The sequence below is a fragment of the Streptomyces sp. NBC_01317 genome (assembly GCF_035961655.1).
GTDB lineage: Bacteria > Actinomycetota > Actinomycetes > Streptomycetales > Streptomycetaceae > Streptomyces.
Map to the genome: position 1 here is coordinate 6,948,439 of NZ_CP108393.1, position 14,062 is coordinate 6,962,500.

Below are 14,062 nucleotides of genomic sequence, written 5' to 3' on the forward strand. Positions count from 1 at the left end.
CCCAGCAGGAGGCCCTCAGGCCCTCACGCCCGGCTGAGCCGACTGCCGCCGCGCTCGCGCCCCCGCTCGCCTCCCAGGCCGTGGCTCCGCTCCGGCGCCCGGTCGGCGCGGGGCGTCCGTATGCGTCCTCCGGCACGCTCCGCGTCCCGCGCCGAACTCCGCGCGGTACGCCGGGCCCTGCGCCGCTCCCGGCGCAACTGCCGTGCCGTGCTGCTCGGTACGGACACCACGCCGTTGCGTTGGTTCCACACCTGCCGCGTCACCCAGACGTCCAGCACCGACCAGGTCGCCACCACCGTCGACGCGACACTGCTGATCACCATCGGGAACGCCAGCCAGGAGGCGCTGAGCGTGCCGAGAAACGCAATCATGGCCTGAATCAGCGTCACCGCCGCGATGATCACCGCGCGGACCGCCGCCCTCCTGACCGGATCCGGCATGCGGTACCTGAGCGCGGGCTCCTCCACCCAGAGCTGCCGCGAGCCTCCCGGGAACCCCTGTGAGACCCCCGAGAAGTCGTCCGCCGGCGCCGCACCCCGCCGCTGATCCGTATCCATGGACCCGTCACTCCCCACCACTGTCCGACCACCACTCCGGCCCCGAGGCCCCCCGTACGTCCGGCCTCAAGGGTGACTGCCCGACTTACGCCGCTTCACGCCCGCCCACAACGACATCCGCACACACGACACCAGGACATCCGCACCTACGACACCAGGACGTCCGCGCCCCCAAGGAGACCCCGCACACAGGACATCTCCGTACACAAGGACGACCGGCGACGCGGGAAGATTCCCGAGCGTGACCGCCGCGGAACGATTCCGGCCAACTGCTTGAGAGTTCATACGTCGTCCGGCCTGCCGATTTTCGTCCCAGTAACGGACGGCAACTCGCCGAATACCGGGACAACTCATGATCAAGTCGTAGGGAGTCGGCCGAAAAACATCCGGACGTGCCTTCGAGTTGTCGGTGTGACAGTAGTAGGCTCGCGCCGTTTGTTGACGGAAGTTCACCGGGAGACCCCCGCACCGGGCGGGGATCGAGCAGGGGGAGGCCATGCGCTTTCGCGGGAAGTCGATCCGCCGGAAGATCGTGGCGCTGCTGCTCGTGCCGCTCGTCTCGCTCACCGCCCTCTGGGCCCTGGCGACGACGCTCACCGGCAGCGACGCCAAGCGGCTCCTGGACGTCGGTTACGTCATAGGCAAGGTCGGCGGCCCCGTCGAGGACACGATCCGCGTCGTCCAGAACGAGCGCAGGCAGACCCTGATCTACCTGGCGGACCCCCGCGCGCCCGACGCCCGGGTCACCCTCCAGAAGAGCCGTACCGACACGGACAAGGTCGCCGCGCGGGTCAAGGCGAACGCGACGCCCGACGTCCGCTCCGACCTCGACGCCGTCACCGCCCAGCAACTGACCGCCGTCATCGGCGGACTGGACGACCTGGCGACCACCCGCCGTTCGGTGGACAACAACAAGATCTCCCGCTCCGGGGCCCTGGACTTCTACAGCCGGATCGTCGACCCGGGCTTCACCTTCCTCTCGACCCTGCACGGTCTCCAGGAAGTGGACGCGGACAACTGGGGCCGCGCGCTGGTCGGTATGGCCCTCGCCCGCGAAATGCTCTCCCGCGAGGACGCGCTGGTCACCTCCGCGCTGATGACCGGCAGCATCAACGCGCAGGAGATCCGCCGGGTCTCCGACCTCGTCGCGAACCGCACCCTGCTCTACCGCACCAACCTCTCCGACCTGCCCGCCCGGGACCGCGCGATCCTGGAGCAGTACTGGCGCACGCCCTCCACCCTGACGCTCGGCTCCACCGAGGACAGCCTGATCACCGCCGGCTCCGGCGCGAGCCCCCGCGTGATCGACGTCGCGGGCTGGCAGAAGCTGACCGGCCCCGTCCTCGACGACCTGCACCAGGAGAGCAACCGCGCCGACACCCTCTACGCGGCGCACATCGACCCCCTGCGCAGCGGCACCTACTTCCGCGCCGGCCTCGCCAGCGTGCTCGGCTTCCTGGCGCTGCTCGTCTCCGTGATCGTGTCGGTACGGGTCAGCCGCGACCTGATCCGCGACCTCTCCCAGCTCCGCAAGGAGGCCCACGAGGTCTCCGGCGTCCGCCTCCCCAGCGTCATGCGCCGCCTCGCCGCGGGCGAACAGGTCGACGTCGAGACCGAGGCGCCGCGCCTCGACTACGAGAAGGACGAGGTCGGCCAGGTCGGCCAGGCACTCAACACGCTCCAGCGCGCCGCCGTCGAGGCCGCCGTCAAACAGGCCGACCTGCGCCGCGGGGTCTCCGAGGTGTTCGTCAACCTCGCCCGCCGCAACCAGGTCCTGCTCCACCGTCAGCTCACGCTCCTGGACACCATGGAGCGCCGTACGGAGGACACCGAGGAACTGGCCGACCTCTTCCGGCTCGACCACCTCACCACCCGTATGCGCCGCCACGCCGAGGGCCTGGTGATCCTCTCCGGCGCGGCCCCCTCCCGGCAGTGGCGCAAGCCCGTCCAGCTGATGGACGTGGTCCGCGCCGCGGTCGCCGAGGTCGAGGACTACGAGCGCATCGAGGTCCGCAGGCTCCCGCGCATCGGCGTCGGCGGCCCGGCCGTCGCCGACCTCACACACCTCATCGCCGAACTGCTGGAGAACGCCACGGTGTTCTCACCCCCGCACACCGCCGTCCAGGTGCACGGCGAGCGGGTCGCCAACGGCTTCACCCTGGAGATCCACGACCGCGGCCTCGGCATGGCCGCGGAGATGCTGCTGGACGCCAACCTGCGGCTCGCGGAGACACCGGAGTTCGAGCTCTCCGACACCGACCGCCTGGGCCTGTTCGTGGTCAGCCGGCTCGCCCAGCGCCAGAACGTCCGCGTCTCGCTCCAGCCTTCCCCGTACGGCGGGACCACCGCCGTCGTCTTCCTCCCGGTCGCGCTGCTCACCGACGCGCCGGAGACCGAGGGCGTGGGCTTCCGGCTCGACCGCAAGGGCACGGCCGAGCGTGGCCGGGGCCGCGCCGAGAGCGGTTCCACCGGCCGGCTCACCGCGCTGGCGCAGATCCCGACCGGACTGGGCAGCGGTCCTTCCGTGCTCGACGGACCGGTCGAGCTCGAACCACCCGTGGGTCCGCTCGGCAGGGACACCAGGCCGATACGTGGCGGAGGTGACGGCATCGCCGGTCTTGAGGATCCGGACAGTGAGCGCGGCGGGATCTTCCGTCCCCGCGAGCACCTGCGCGACCTCGACCTCGATCTGGGCCTCGGCGGGCGCGACGCGGGAGGCCGCGAGGCGGGCGAGTCCTGGCAGGTCCGCGAGGACGTACGGCTCTCGCACGACGAGGTACGGACCGCGCGGGACGGCGTCCGCAGCGCACGCGACGAGGCCCGTGAGGCCCGCGACCGGCGTGACGGCCGCCCGCCCACCCCGGAGCCGCACGACCTCCACGAGCCGTACGAGCCCCTGTCGGGGCCGGCGTCCGGGGGATCCGACGATCCCCTCTCGCTGCCCCGCCGCAAGCCGCCGACCCTGGTGGCCGATCGCGGCAGGCGGGTCGACGAGACCGGCCGTACCCGGGCCGAAGCCGCTCGCGGACAGGCCGAGCCCGGCCGCGGACCGGCCGAACCGCCGTCGGGCGGACCGCTGTCCGGTGTCCCCGCCCCGTTGAGGGGCCGCTCGCCGGCCACCCGGGGAGACGCCAGGACGGACAGGTCCGCCAGGACCGACACGACCGACGAGGCCCCCGACCTTCTCGGCGGCCTGCCCCGCCGCGTACGGCAGGCCAGCCTCGCACCCCAGCTGAGGGACAGCGCTCCCGAGCGTGTCCCCGGACAGGCGCCCACCGGCCGGCAGGACGGCGAGCGGGACGCGGACGAAGTACGCAACCGTATGGCCTCGCTCCAGCGAGGCTGGCAGCGTGGTCGCCGGCAGAACGACGCCGAAGAGACCACCGGCCCCGGCGAGACAGACAGAACCACATCGGAGGGGGACGGTCGATGACCGCACCGAACGCCGCAGCACGCAACTCCGCCGACCGGGACGGCGCCGGAGAGCTCAACTGGCTCCTCGACGAGCTCGTCGAACGGGTCGCCAGTATCCGCAAAGCCCTGGTGCTCTCCGGTGACGGACTCGCGACCGGCACGTCCAAGGACCTCACCCGGGAGGACGGCGAGCACCTCGCGGCCGTCGCCTCCGGCTTCCACAGCCTCGCCAAGGGCGTCGGCCGGCACTTCGACGCCGGCAGCGTCCGCCAGACCGTCGTGGAGCTGGACGAGGCGTTCCTCTTCGTCACCGCCGCCGGTGACGGCAGCTGTCTGGCCGTCCTGTCCGACGCCGATTCCGACGTGGGCCAGGTCGCCTACGAGATGACGCTGATGGTCAAGCGGGTCGGCGTCCACCTCGCCACGAGGCCGCGGTCCGGTCTGCCCGCCGGAGGGTGAGTGGGGGCCGACATGAGTGACGAAGATCAGGACGCGCAGCACTGGTTCGACGGCGAAGCCGGACCGGTGGTACGCCCGTACGCCATGACGCGCGGCCGTACCAGCACCGCGACCCGCCACCGGCTCGACCTGATCGCGATCGTCATTCCCGAGCCCAAGGCGGACGACCCCGGCCGGGACCAGATGCTCTCACCCGAGCATGTGGAGATCGTCGACCGCTGCAACGACAGCCCCCAGTCGATCGCCGAGCTCTCCGCGAGCCTGGACCTGCCGGTCGGGGTGGTACGGGTGCTGGTCGGCGACCTCGTCGAGGACGCGATCGTCCATGTCACCCGCCCCGTCCCGCCGGCCGAACTGCCCGACGTGAGCATCCTCCGCGACGTGATCGACGGCCTGAGGGCGCTCTGACGCACGTCAACCGACCACCTGGGACCCACGATGTATCCGAACCGCACCCACCCCTCCGGGGAAGAAGAGAGCCATGACCCTCGGGCGCACTAGCCACCGGCCCCGCCCGGTCGACCCGGTCACACTGAAGATCCTGGTCGCCGGCGGGTTCGGGGTCGGCAAGACCACCCTGGTGGGCGCCGTCAGCGAGATCAGGCCGCTCCGTACGGAGGAGCGGCTCAGCGAGGCCGGCCGGCCCGTCGACGACGTCGACGGCGTCGAGGAGAAGACGACCACCACGGTCGCCATGGACTTCGGCCGGATCACCCTCCGCGAGGACCTGGTCCTGTACGTGTTCGGCACCCCGGGCCAGGACCGGTTCTGGTTCCTCTGGGACGAGCTGGCCCAGGGCGCCCTCGGCGCGGTGGTCCTCGCCGACACCCGGCGCCTCGCCGACTCCTTCGCCGCCGTCGACTACTTCGAACGGCGCGGGATCCCCTTCACGGTCGCCGTCAACTGCTTCGAGGGCGCGGACCGCTTCCCCGGCGAGACCGTCCGCGCGGCGCTGGACCTCGACCCCGAGGTCCCGCTGGTGATGTGCGACGCGCGCGAGCGGGAATCCGTCAAGGAAGTCCTCGTGACGGTCGTGGAGCACGCGCTGAACCGCGCGCAGCGCCACCGCGAACACGCCGTCACCTGACCCGGGTCACCCGGACCGGGCACAGCGGCCCGTACCCCCGACCACCGGGGTACGGGCACGCCGGCGAGTCGTACGCCCGTCAGGACCCGGCCACCGACCGCCACGCCACGGGGAAGTCGAAGTAGGTGTCGGGGAAGACCTCGGGCCGGTGCGTGAAGTGCCACCACTCCTCGGGCAGGTTGGTGAACCCGACCTCCGCCAGCGTGCTCTTCAACAGCTGCCGGTTGGCGCGCGCCACCCCCTGGATCCGCGGGTCGTCGGTGTGCGCGAGCGTGTCGAAGCAGTCGTAACCCGTGCCCATGTCCACGGAGTTGTCCGGGAAGCGCTCCGCCTGCGGGGCGTAGCACGGGACGAGCGGTTCGCCCGGCACGTACGCCCGGGTCGGCGGCGCGGGCAGCTTCACCAGCGTCAGATCCACCGTGCTCCCCCGGCTGTGCCCGGACTTCTCCGCGATGTAACCGTCCTCGAACAGCCGCGACTTGTCGACGCGCGGATAGAACTCCGCCTTCATCGCCTCGTCCTGGAGATCCTCCGCCCACCGGACGAAGTGGTCGACGGCCCGCTGCGGCCGGTAACAGTCGTACATCTTCAGCGAGTAGCCCTGCCGCAGCAGTTTCCGCTGCGCCAGGCGCAGCGCCTCGGCGGCCGGCCGGGTCACCAGACAGACCGGCTGCCGGTAACCGTCCACCGGCACCCCCATGAAGTCGTGGGGCGTGCTGTAGCGCATCTCCTGGATGATCGTCGGCGCGGCCGAGCGCAGCGCCACGAACTCCTCCGGAGCCCGGGGCTCGGTGACGGCGCCGGCCGTCTGCGCGGGAAGGGCGAGCAGGGCGACGGCGGAGGCGGTCAGCACCCGCAGGAGTGACACAAGAGGGCTCATGAGCCCTTTCATCTATCAGGTTCCCGGGAACGGCGGAAGGGTGATCGGATACAGTCCGCGCGTGTCCGAGCCCGAGAAGAAGCCTCCGATGAACGCGTACTGCGGCAGCTGCGGCGCGCCGTACCCGGCGGACGCCGGCTGGCCCCGTACCTGCGAGGTCTGCGGCGTCACCGCCTACCGCAATCCGCTGCCCGTCGCCGTCGCGCTGCTCCCGGTGACGGACGCCGGGGGGCGGGCGCTGGTGGTCATCACCCGTACGATCGAACCCATGCGCGGGGGAGTCGCCCTGCCCGGCGGGTTCATCGACCACCGCGAGGCCTGGCAGCACGCCCTCGTAAGGGAGTTGAGGGAGGAGACGGGCATCGAGGCGGCCGAGGAGGACGTACGGCTGGCCGACACGCTCAGCTCCCCTGACGGGCACATCCTGGTCTTCGGCCTGCTCCCCGGGCGGCCCGCCGGCCAACTGCCCCCGTCCGCAGCCACGGACGAGACGACGGGCTGGCATCTGCTGCGCGCCCCGGCGGAGTTGGCGTTCCCGCTCCACACCGAGGCGGTACGGTCCTGGTTCGCCGGCCGCTACGACACGGGACCCCGCCGCTGACCCACGCGGGGCGGGGGCGGCCCCGTCCATTCACCGGGCCGCCCCGGGGACCCTCACCCCCCGGACGCCACACCCCGCACCCGTACGGTCCGCTCCGGCTCCACGTTCCCCCCGTCCGTCACCCGCTCCACCCGGACCCGGCCGTCCACCAGCCGCGAGGTGTACCGCTCCACCTCCGCCGTACCCCAGCCGTCGCCCGGATCGCCGATCACCAGCCCGCCCCCCGTCCGCCCGGGCGCCGGGGCCCACGCCTCCAGCTCCACCGCCCCGTCCCCGCCCCGTACCGGTATCACCGCACCCGCCCGCGCCAGCACCGGGACCCGCGACAGCGGCGCGTCGATCAACACCTGGCCCGGCCCCTCGTACGCCTTCCCGGTCGCCGTGTCGTACCACCGCCCCCGGGGCAGCCGCACCGCCCGCCGGTCCTCCCCGCGCGCCAGCACCGGCGCCACCAGCAGACCGTCGCCCAGCATGAACGCGTCCTCGCAGTCCCGCAGCGCCCGGTCCTCCGGCGCCCCCCACCACACCGGCCGCACATAAGGAGCCCCCGTCAGCCGGGCGAGCTGCGCCAGCGTCATGAAGTACGGCCGCAGCCGCTCCCGTTCGGCCAGCGCGGCCCGCGCGTGCTCCAGCACCTCCGCGCCGAACTCCCACGGCTCCCTGCGCCCCGCGTCGATCGCCGCGTGCGTACGGAACAACGGCATGTACGCACCCAGTTGGAACCACCGCAGATACAGCTCCGGCGTCGGACTCCCGTCAAAACCACCGACGTCGGGCCCCGAGTACGGCACCCCGCACAGGCCCAGCCCCAACACCAGCGCCAGCGAGGCCCGCAGCCCCGGCCAGCCCGTCGCCACATCGCCCGACCAGGTGCCGCCGTACCGCTGCATCCCCGCCCAGCCCGAGCGTGAGAACAGGAACGGCCGCTCGTCCGGGCGCAGCTTCCGCAGCCCCTCGAAACCGGCCCGCGCCATCTCCAGCCCGTAGACGTTGTGCGCCTCCCGGTGGTCACCGCCCCTGCCCTCCAGCCGGTGCCTGGCCGAGCGCGGCAGCGTCGTGTCACCGAACGGCGCGAAGGACACCGGCTCGTTCATGTCGTGCCACACGCCGGAGAACCCCTGCGCCAGCCGCTCCGCGTACAGGCCGCCCCACCACTCCCGTACCCCCGGATCCGTGAAGTCCGGATACACGCACTCACCCGGCCAGACCTCGCCCCGGACCTCCCCGCCCCGCGCGTCCCGTACGAAGGCGTCCGCCGCGCGCCCGCTCTCGTACACCGCGTTCCCGGCCGCCGCCCTCACCGCCGGATCCACGATCGACACCAGCCGCACCCCCTCCGCCCGCAACTCCCCGGCCAGCCCCGGCAGATCGGGGAAACGCTCCCGGTCCACGGTGAAGACCTGATGCGCGTCGTAGTGATCGATGTCGAGATGCACCGCCGACAGCGGAAGACCACGCTCCCGGTACCCGGCGACGATCCGCCGCACCTCCCGCTCACTGCCGAACCCCCACCGCGCGTGCTGCGGACCCAGCGCCCAGGCCGGCGGCGGTACGGGCGCCCCGGTCAGCGCCGTCCAGCCGTGCAGCACCCGCGCCGGCGTGCCGATCACCACCCAGCACCGCAGCGGCCCGCCGTCCATCCGCAGCTCGCTCGTCCCCGGCCGGTCGTGCCCCGAGCCCGCGCCCTCCTCACCCTCCCGCAGGGTCACCCGCCCGTCCCACGAGTTGTCGACAAACGCCAGATGCGTCCCCGCGTCCGCCACCACCAGCTGCACCGGCATCGTGACGTACAGCGGATCGTCCTCGGGACCGAACCGGCCCCCGGGGTCCGTGTTCCACAGCCGGTACGTCCCGTCCGCCAGCCGCGGCCCCCGCGCCCGCCCGCCCAACCCGAAGAACCGTGCGTCCGCCGCCACCTCCGTCCGCTGCACCCACCGCGCCACACCCCCCGCGACCGGCTCCCACCAGCGCGGCGGCAGCTCACGGCGGAGCACCACCCCGCCCGGCGTACGGATCTCCACCCCGCCGTGACGCGACACCGTCACCATCACGCGCTCCGACACCACCCGCCAGCCGCCGTCCGTATTCGGCTCCAGCACCGCCCGGGGGTCGGGATCCGGCGGAGAACCCGCCAGCGCGTACGACGGCAGCGGCTCCGCGCCGTCCCACCCCCAGAACACCGCACCGCCCACCGTCACGCACACCCGCAGCTCCGCCCGCGCGAACCGCACGACACCCCCGCCGGGCCCGGGCCGCGCCCCCGCCGCCTGCCCCGGCACCCTGGCCCGCTCGGCGCCGCGCACCGGCAGCGCCCTCGCATCCGTACGCCGCTGCCGCCAGGCCGACCGCACCGAGCGGAGCCCCTGTACCGACCCGACCACTTTCATCGAACGCACCAGTTCACGACCGTCCATGCTGCTCAGCCTGCCACTCGCCCGCCACGGGAAGGCGTTCGTTCAACTTCCGTTCACCCGAGGTGGGGGCACCCGTCCGCCCCCGTCGACGGGGAGAGAACGACATCTGGTGCGAAAGACGATCACATGGCATCGTCCCTGTGAGCCGCGTCAAGACCGGGAGCCGCACATGACCACAGCCGCCAGCCCCGCACCGCTCTGGCAGCCCGACCCCGCACGGATCGCCGCCGCCGGGGTCACCCGCTTCCAGACGTGGGCCGCCGAACGGTACGGAGCCCCGGCCGAGGGCGGCTACGCGGCGCTGCACCGCTGGTCCGTGGACGAGCTCGACACGTTCTGGACCGCGCTCGCCGACTGGTTCGACGTACGCTTCACCGCCCCGTACGAACGGGTCCTCGGCGCGGAGACCATGCCGGGCGCCGAGTGGTTCCCCGGCGCCACCCTCAACTACGCGGAACACGCGCTGCGCACCGCCATGGACCCGGCCCGCGCCGACACCCCCGCGCTCGTGCACGTGGACGAGACACAGGAACAGCGCTCCGTCTCCTGGTCCGAACTGCGCGGCGAGGTGGTCGCGCTCGCCGCCGCGCTGCGCGACCTCGGCGTACGCCCCGGGGACCGCGTCAGCGGCTACCTCCCCAACATCCCGCAGGCCGTCACCGCCCTGCTCGCCACCGCCGCCGTCGGCGCCGTCTGGACCTCCTGCGCCCCCGACTTCGGCGCCCGCGGCGTCCTCGACCGCTTCCAGCAGGTCGAACCGGTCGTCCTGTTCGCCGTCGACGGCTACCGCTACGGCGGCAAGGAACACGACCGTACGGAGACCGTCGCCGAACTCCGCCGCGAACTGCCCACCGTCCGGGCCGTGGTCCACGTCCCGCTGCTCGGCACCCCGGCCCCCGAGGGCACGCTCGAATGGTCCGCCCTGGTCGAGCGGACCGCTGAGAACGCCGACGCCGACGCTGACATCGACACCGACCCCGCACCGCCGGTCTTCGAACAGGTCCCCTTCGACCACCCCCTGTGGGTCCTCTACTCGTCCGGCACCACCGGCCTCCCCAAAGCCATCGTCCAGTCCCAGGGAGGCATCCTGCTCGAACACCTCAAGCAGATCGGCCTCCACTGCGACCTCGGCCCCGAGGACCGCCTCTTCTGGTACACCTCCACCGGCTGGATGATGTGGAACTTCCTGGTCAGCGGCCTGCTGACCGGCACCACGATCGTCCTGTACGACGGCAGCCCCGGCTTCCCCGCCGTCGACGCCCAGTGGCGCGTCGCCGACCGGACCGGAGCCACCTTCTTCGGCACCTCCGCCGCGTACGTCATGGCCTGCCGCAAGGCGGACGTCCACCCCGCCCGTGACCACGACCTCTCCCGCGTGCGCTGCGTCGCCACCACCGGATCACCCCTGCCGCCCGACGGCTTCCGCTGGCTGGCCGACGAGGCCGGCGACGACCTGTGGATCGCCTCCGTCAGCGGCGGCACCGACATCTGCAGCTGCTTCGCCGGCGCCGTACCGACCCTGCCCGTCCACATCGGCGAGCTCCAGGCGGCGTGCCTCGGCACGGACCTCCAGGCCTGGGACCCCCAGGGCCGTCCCCTCACCGACGAGGTCGGCGAACTGGTCGTCACCCGGCCCATGCCGTCCATGCCGGTCCGCTTCTGGAACGACCCCGACGGCAGCCGCTACCACGACAGCTACTTCGACACCTATCCCGGCGTCTGGCGCCACGGCGACTGGATCACGCTCACCGACCGCGGCTCGGTCGTCATCCACGGCCGCTCCGACTCCACCCTCAACCGCCAGGGCGTCCGGATGGGCTCCGCCGACATCTACGAAGTGGTCGAACGTCTCGCCGAGATCCGCGAATCCCTGGTCATCGGCGTCGAAGAACCGGACGGTGGCTACTGGATGCCCCTCTTCGTCCACCTCGCGGAAGGACAGCGGCTGGACGACGGACTGCGGGCCCGCATCGCGACAACCATCCGCCAGGAGCTCTCACCCCGCCATGTCCCCGACGAGATCATCGAGGTCCCCGGCGTCCCCCACACCCTCACCGGCAAGCGCATCGAGGTCCCCGTCAAACGCCTCCTCCAGGGCGCGAGCCTCGACCAGGCCGTCAACGCCGGATCCGTCGACCACGTCGAACTCCTCCACTTCTACGCGGACCTGGCCCGCGAGCGCCGCTGACGGCCCCGGCGGACGCCCCGCTGTCAGACCCCCCGATTACGCTGAGTGAGCAATGATCAACAGCGCTCAGGGGGAGTCATGGCGCACACCGACCACAGCAAGCACACCGAGACCGACCGCACCCGGCGCCGCCGGCTGCGGCGCGAAGTCCCCAGCACCGTCGGCCTGCTGGCCGACGAGCAGGACTTCACCGCGATGCGGCGGTACGACACCTTCACCTTCGACGACCACGCCACCTACCTGCGGCAGATCGAAGCCCTGCTGAGATCCCTCACCGCCCAGGGCGTCCACACCACGGTCGCCCTCTTCGACCCCGACGAATACGCGGAGTTCTGCGCGGCCGGCGGCCACGACCCCGACAGTACCGCCAGCCGCAGCCGCTTCACCGCCACCATCCCCGCGACCGGCGCCGCCGTCGCCTACACCGGCCAGCCCCTCGACACCCTGGTCCCGCTGCTCATCAACACCGCGGTCCGCAAGGCCACCTGGGAGTACGTCACCGCGCTGCTCGCCGACCTCGGGGACTGCGCGGACTGCGGCCAGGACATCGGACGAGCGGCCTTCGACCGGGCATCCCGCCTCCTGTTCGCGCTCCTCGAAGCGGCGGGACCCGGCACCCACCACATGGTGTGCAGCGTCCCCGCGGCCGACGAACAACTCCTGGCCGCCCTCCAGGCCGACCACACCGGCGACACCTCCGCCGCCGTCGACCCCGCGGAAGGAGCCGAATTCGTCTCGGTCCTCGCCGCGGGCATCGCGCTGGAACGACCGGGAGGAGTGGTGCTCCGTACGACAGCACCCGACACCCCCGACCGCCTCCACGGCTGGCGCCTCCTGCACGGACACCTCGTCCCCCTCACCGAGGCCGAGGTCTTCAGCGCCTACTGCACGGACGCGGACACCGGAGAGCCACTCTCCCCGGAATCCGGCGTCGAATACCGCGCGGGCTACGACCTGGGCATCGACACCACGGACACCCACCACTGAACGCCGAAGGGGGCTTCCCGCCGGACCACGGCGGAAAGCCCCCAGGAGTTCCTCTCCGTCACTCGCCGGACAGCACCGCCTGCGCCGCGGCCTTGGCACCCTCGGCGGAGTCGGCGGCCCGCGCGGCCGACGCGGCACGCTCGCACTGCGCGAGCGTGTGCTTCGCCAGCGTCGCCCGCACATAGGGAATCGACGCCGAGCCCATCGACAACGACGTCACCCCGAGCCCGGTCAGCACACACGCCAGCAGCGGATCCGACGCCGCCTCCCCGCACACCCCGCAGCTCTTGCCCTCCGCCTTGGCACCCTCGGCCGACAGCGCGACCAGATCCAGCAGCGCCGGCTGCCACGGGTCCTGCCACCGCGCCACCGCCCCCACCTGCCGGTCGGCGGCGAAGGTGTACTGCGCCAGGTCGTTCGTCCCCAGCGAAAGGAACTCGACCTCCTGGAGAATCGACCGCGCCCGCAGCGCCGCGGCCGGAATCTCCACCATCGCACCGAACTTGGCGTGCAGCCCCGCCGCACGGCAGGCGTCCGCGAACGCCTTCGCGTCCGCACGGTCCGCCACCATCGGCGCCATGACCTCCAGATACACCGGCAGACCCTCGGCCGCCCTCGCCAGCGCCGTCAACTGCGTCCGCAGCACGTCCGGGTGATCCAGCAGACTCCGCAGACCCCGCACCCCCAGCGCCGGATTCGGCTCATCGGCCGGCGTCAGGAACGCCAGGGGTTTGTCCGCCCCCGCGTCCAGCACCCGCACGACCACCCGGCCCTCGGGAAACGCTTCCAGGACCGACCGGTACACCTCGACCTGCTTCTCCTCCGACGGCGCCCGCTCACTGTCGTCCAGGAACAGGAACTCCGTACGGAACAGCCCCACCCCCTCGGCCCCCGCCTCGACCGCGGCCTGGACGTCGGAGAGCCCACCGATGTTGGCGAGCAGCGGCACCTTGTGCCCGTCCGAGGTGGCGCCGGGCCCGGTGACCCCCGACAGCGCCGCCTTCCGCGCCGCCGCGGCCTCCTCCAGCTCCGCCTGCCGCCCGGCCGACGGCTCCACATGGACCTCGCCCGTACTCCCGTCGACCGCGATCAGCGTTCCCTCGGCCAACTCGACGGCCCCCGGCAACGCCACCACGGCCGGCACCCCGAGCGCCCGCGCCAGAATCGCGCTGTGACTGGTCGGCCCGCCCTCCTCGGTCACAAAACCGAGCACCAGGGTCGGATCGAGCAACGCCGTGTCGGCGGGGGCGAGGTCACGGGCGATCAGGACGTACGGCTCGTCACTGTCCGGCACCCCGGGCATCGGCACGCCCAGCAGCCGGGCGACGATACGGTTCCGCACGTCGTCCAGGTCCGCGACCCGCCCCGCCAGATACTCCCCGGCGTTGGCAAGCAGAGCGCGGTACGAGGCGAACGCGTCGTACACCCCCCGCTCGGCGCTGCTCCCTACGGCGATACGCCGCTCCACGTCGGCC

At 72.4% G+C, this 14,062-nt stretch carries 11 protein-coding genes (1 of these 11 cut by a window edge); 7 read left to right on the forward strand and 4 right to left on the reverse strand.

Going from position 1 to position 14,062, the window contains the following annotated elements; translation table 11 throughout:
- Positions 1–23: 23 nt before the first annotated feature.
- Positions 24–557 (reverse strand): hypothetical protein, encoded by a 534-nt coding sequence (locus OG349_RS30315; protein ID WP_327237609.1) that lies wholly within the window; start codon positions 555–557, stop codon positions 24–26.
- Positions 558–1,053: 496 nt separating this feature from the next.
- Between OG349_RS30315 and OG349_RS30320 the strand changes: the two genes are divergently transcribed.
- The 4 genes from OG349_RS30320 (at position 1,054) to OG349_RS30335 (ending at position 5,517) form a co-directional block, all read left to right on the forward strand.
- Complete coding sequence (locus tag OG349_RS30320; RefSeq protein ID WP_327237610.1) at positions 1,054–3,990, forward strand: sensor histidine kinase; 2,937 nt, start codon at positions 1,054–1,056, stop codon at positions 3,988–3,990.
- Entirely contained in the window at positions 3,987–4,430 is a 444-nt protein-coding gene (locus OG349_RS30325; RefSeq protein ID WP_161312779.1) for a roadblock/LC7 domain-containing protein, read from the forward strand. The genes OG349_RS30320 and OG349_RS30325 overlap by 4 nt, the downstream gene beginning before the upstream one ends.
- Positions 4,431–4,442: 12 nt before the next feature.
- Positions 4,443–4,838, forward strand: a complete 396-nt coding sequence (locus OG349_RS30330; protein WP_327237611.1) for a DUF742 domain-containing protein — start codon at positions 4,443–4,445, stop codon at positions 4,836–4,838.
- Positions 4,839–4,911: 73 nt separating this feature from the next.
- On the forward strand, positions 4,912–5,517 hold the full coding sequence (locus OG349_RS30335; RefSeq protein WP_161312777.1) for a GTP-binding protein: 606 nt from the start codon (positions 4,912–4,914) through the stop codon (positions 5,515–5,517).
- 79 nt (positions 5,518–5,596) lie between these two features.
- On the opposite strand, the gene OG349_RS30340 is transcribed toward OG349_RS30335, so the two are convergent.
- Positions 5,597–6,397, reverse strand: coding sequence for a M15 family metallopeptidase (locus OG349_RS30340; RefSeq protein WP_327237612.1), 801 nt, complete (start codon positions 6,395–6,397; stop codon positions 5,597–5,599).
- Positions 6,398–6,485: 88 nt separating this feature from the next.
- Here OG349_RS30340 and OG349_RS30345 point away from each other — a divergent pair, with 88 nt between their 5' ends.
- On the forward strand, positions 6,486–6,998 hold the full coding sequence (locus OG349_RS30345; RefSeq protein WP_327238787.1) for an NUDIX domain-containing protein: 513 nt from the start codon (positions 6,486–6,488) through the stop codon (positions 6,996–6,998).
- A 53-nt stretch (positions 6,999–7,051) separates the two neighbouring features.
- On the opposite strand, the gene OG349_RS30350 is transcribed toward OG349_RS30345, so the two are convergent.
- Entirely contained in the window at positions 7,052–9,412 is a 2,361-nt protein-coding gene (locus OG349_RS30350; protein WP_327237613.1) for a glycoside hydrolase family 31 protein, read from the reverse strand.
- Positions 9,413–9,581: 169 nt separating this feature from the next.
- Here OG349_RS30350 and OG349_RS30355 point away from each other — a divergent pair, with 169 nt between their 5' ends.
- Positions 9,582–11,600, forward strand: coding sequence for an acetoacetate--CoA ligase (locus tag OG349_RS30355; protein ID WP_327237614.1), 2,019 nt, complete (start codon positions 9,582–9,584; stop codon positions 11,598–11,600).
- A 78-nt stretch (positions 11,601–11,678) separates the two neighbouring features.
- Positions 11,679–12,587, forward strand: coding sequence for a hypothetical protein (locus OG349_RS30360; protein ID WP_327237615.1), 909 nt, complete (start codon positions 11,679–11,681; stop codon positions 12,585–12,587).
- A gap of 58 nt (positions 12,588–12,645) precedes the next feature.
- On the opposite strand, the gene ptsP is transcribed toward OG349_RS30360, so the two are convergent.
- Positions 12,646–14,062, reverse strand: partial view of a phosphoenolpyruvate--protein phosphotransferase gene (ptsP, locus tag OG349_RS30365; protein ID WP_327237616.1) — the 3' portion only. 254 nt of this gene lie beyond the right edge of the window; only the last 1,417 of its 1,671 coding nucleotides appear in the window; its start codon lies beyond the right edge, outside the window — the gene reads right to left on this strand; it ends in the stop codon at positions 12,646–12,648.

Excerpts from the sequence above, each read along its gene's own strand:
- OG349_RS30325 (WP_161312779.1), top strand. The coding sequence starts at position 3,987 with ATGACCGCACCGAACGCCGCAGCACGCAACTCCGCCGACCGGGACGGC.
- OG349_RS30335 (WP_161312777.1), top strand. The coding sequence starts at position 4,912 with ATGACCCTCGGGCGCACTAGCCACCGGCCCCGCCCGGTCGACCCGGTC.
- OG349_RS30340 (WP_327237612.1), bottom strand. The coding sequence starts at position 6,397 with ATGAGCCCTCTTGTGTCACTCCTGCGGGTGCTGACCGCCTCCGCCGTC.
- OG349_RS30330 (WP_327237611.1), top strand. The coding sequence starts at position 4,443 with ATGAGTGACGAAGATCAGGACGCGCAGCACTGGTTCGACGGCGAAGCC.
- OG349_RS30355 (WP_327237614.1), top strand. The coding sequence starts at position 9,582 with ATGACCACAGCCGCCAGCCCCGCACCGCTCTGGCAGCCCGACCCCGCA.
- OG349_RS30350 (WP_327237613.1), bottom strand. The coding sequence starts at position 9,412 with ATGGACGGTCGTGAACTGGTGCGTTCGATGAAAGTGGTCGGGTCGGTA.
- OG349_RS30320 (WP_327237610.1), top strand. The coding sequence starts at position 1,054 with ATGCGCTTTCGCGGGAAGTCGATCCGCCGGAAGATCGTGGCGCTGCTG.
- OG349_RS30315 (WP_327237609.1), bottom strand. The coding sequence starts at position 557 with ATGGATACGGATCAGCGGCGGGGTGCGGCGCCGGCGGACGACTTCTCG.
- OG349_RS30345 (WP_327238787.1), top strand. The coding sequence starts at position 6,486 with ATGAACGCGTACTGCGGCAGCTGCGGCGCGCCGTACCCGGCGGACGCC.
- OG349_RS30360 (WP_327237615.1), top strand. The coding sequence starts at position 11,679 with ATGGCGCACACCGACCACAGCAAGCACACCGAGACCGACCGCACCCGG.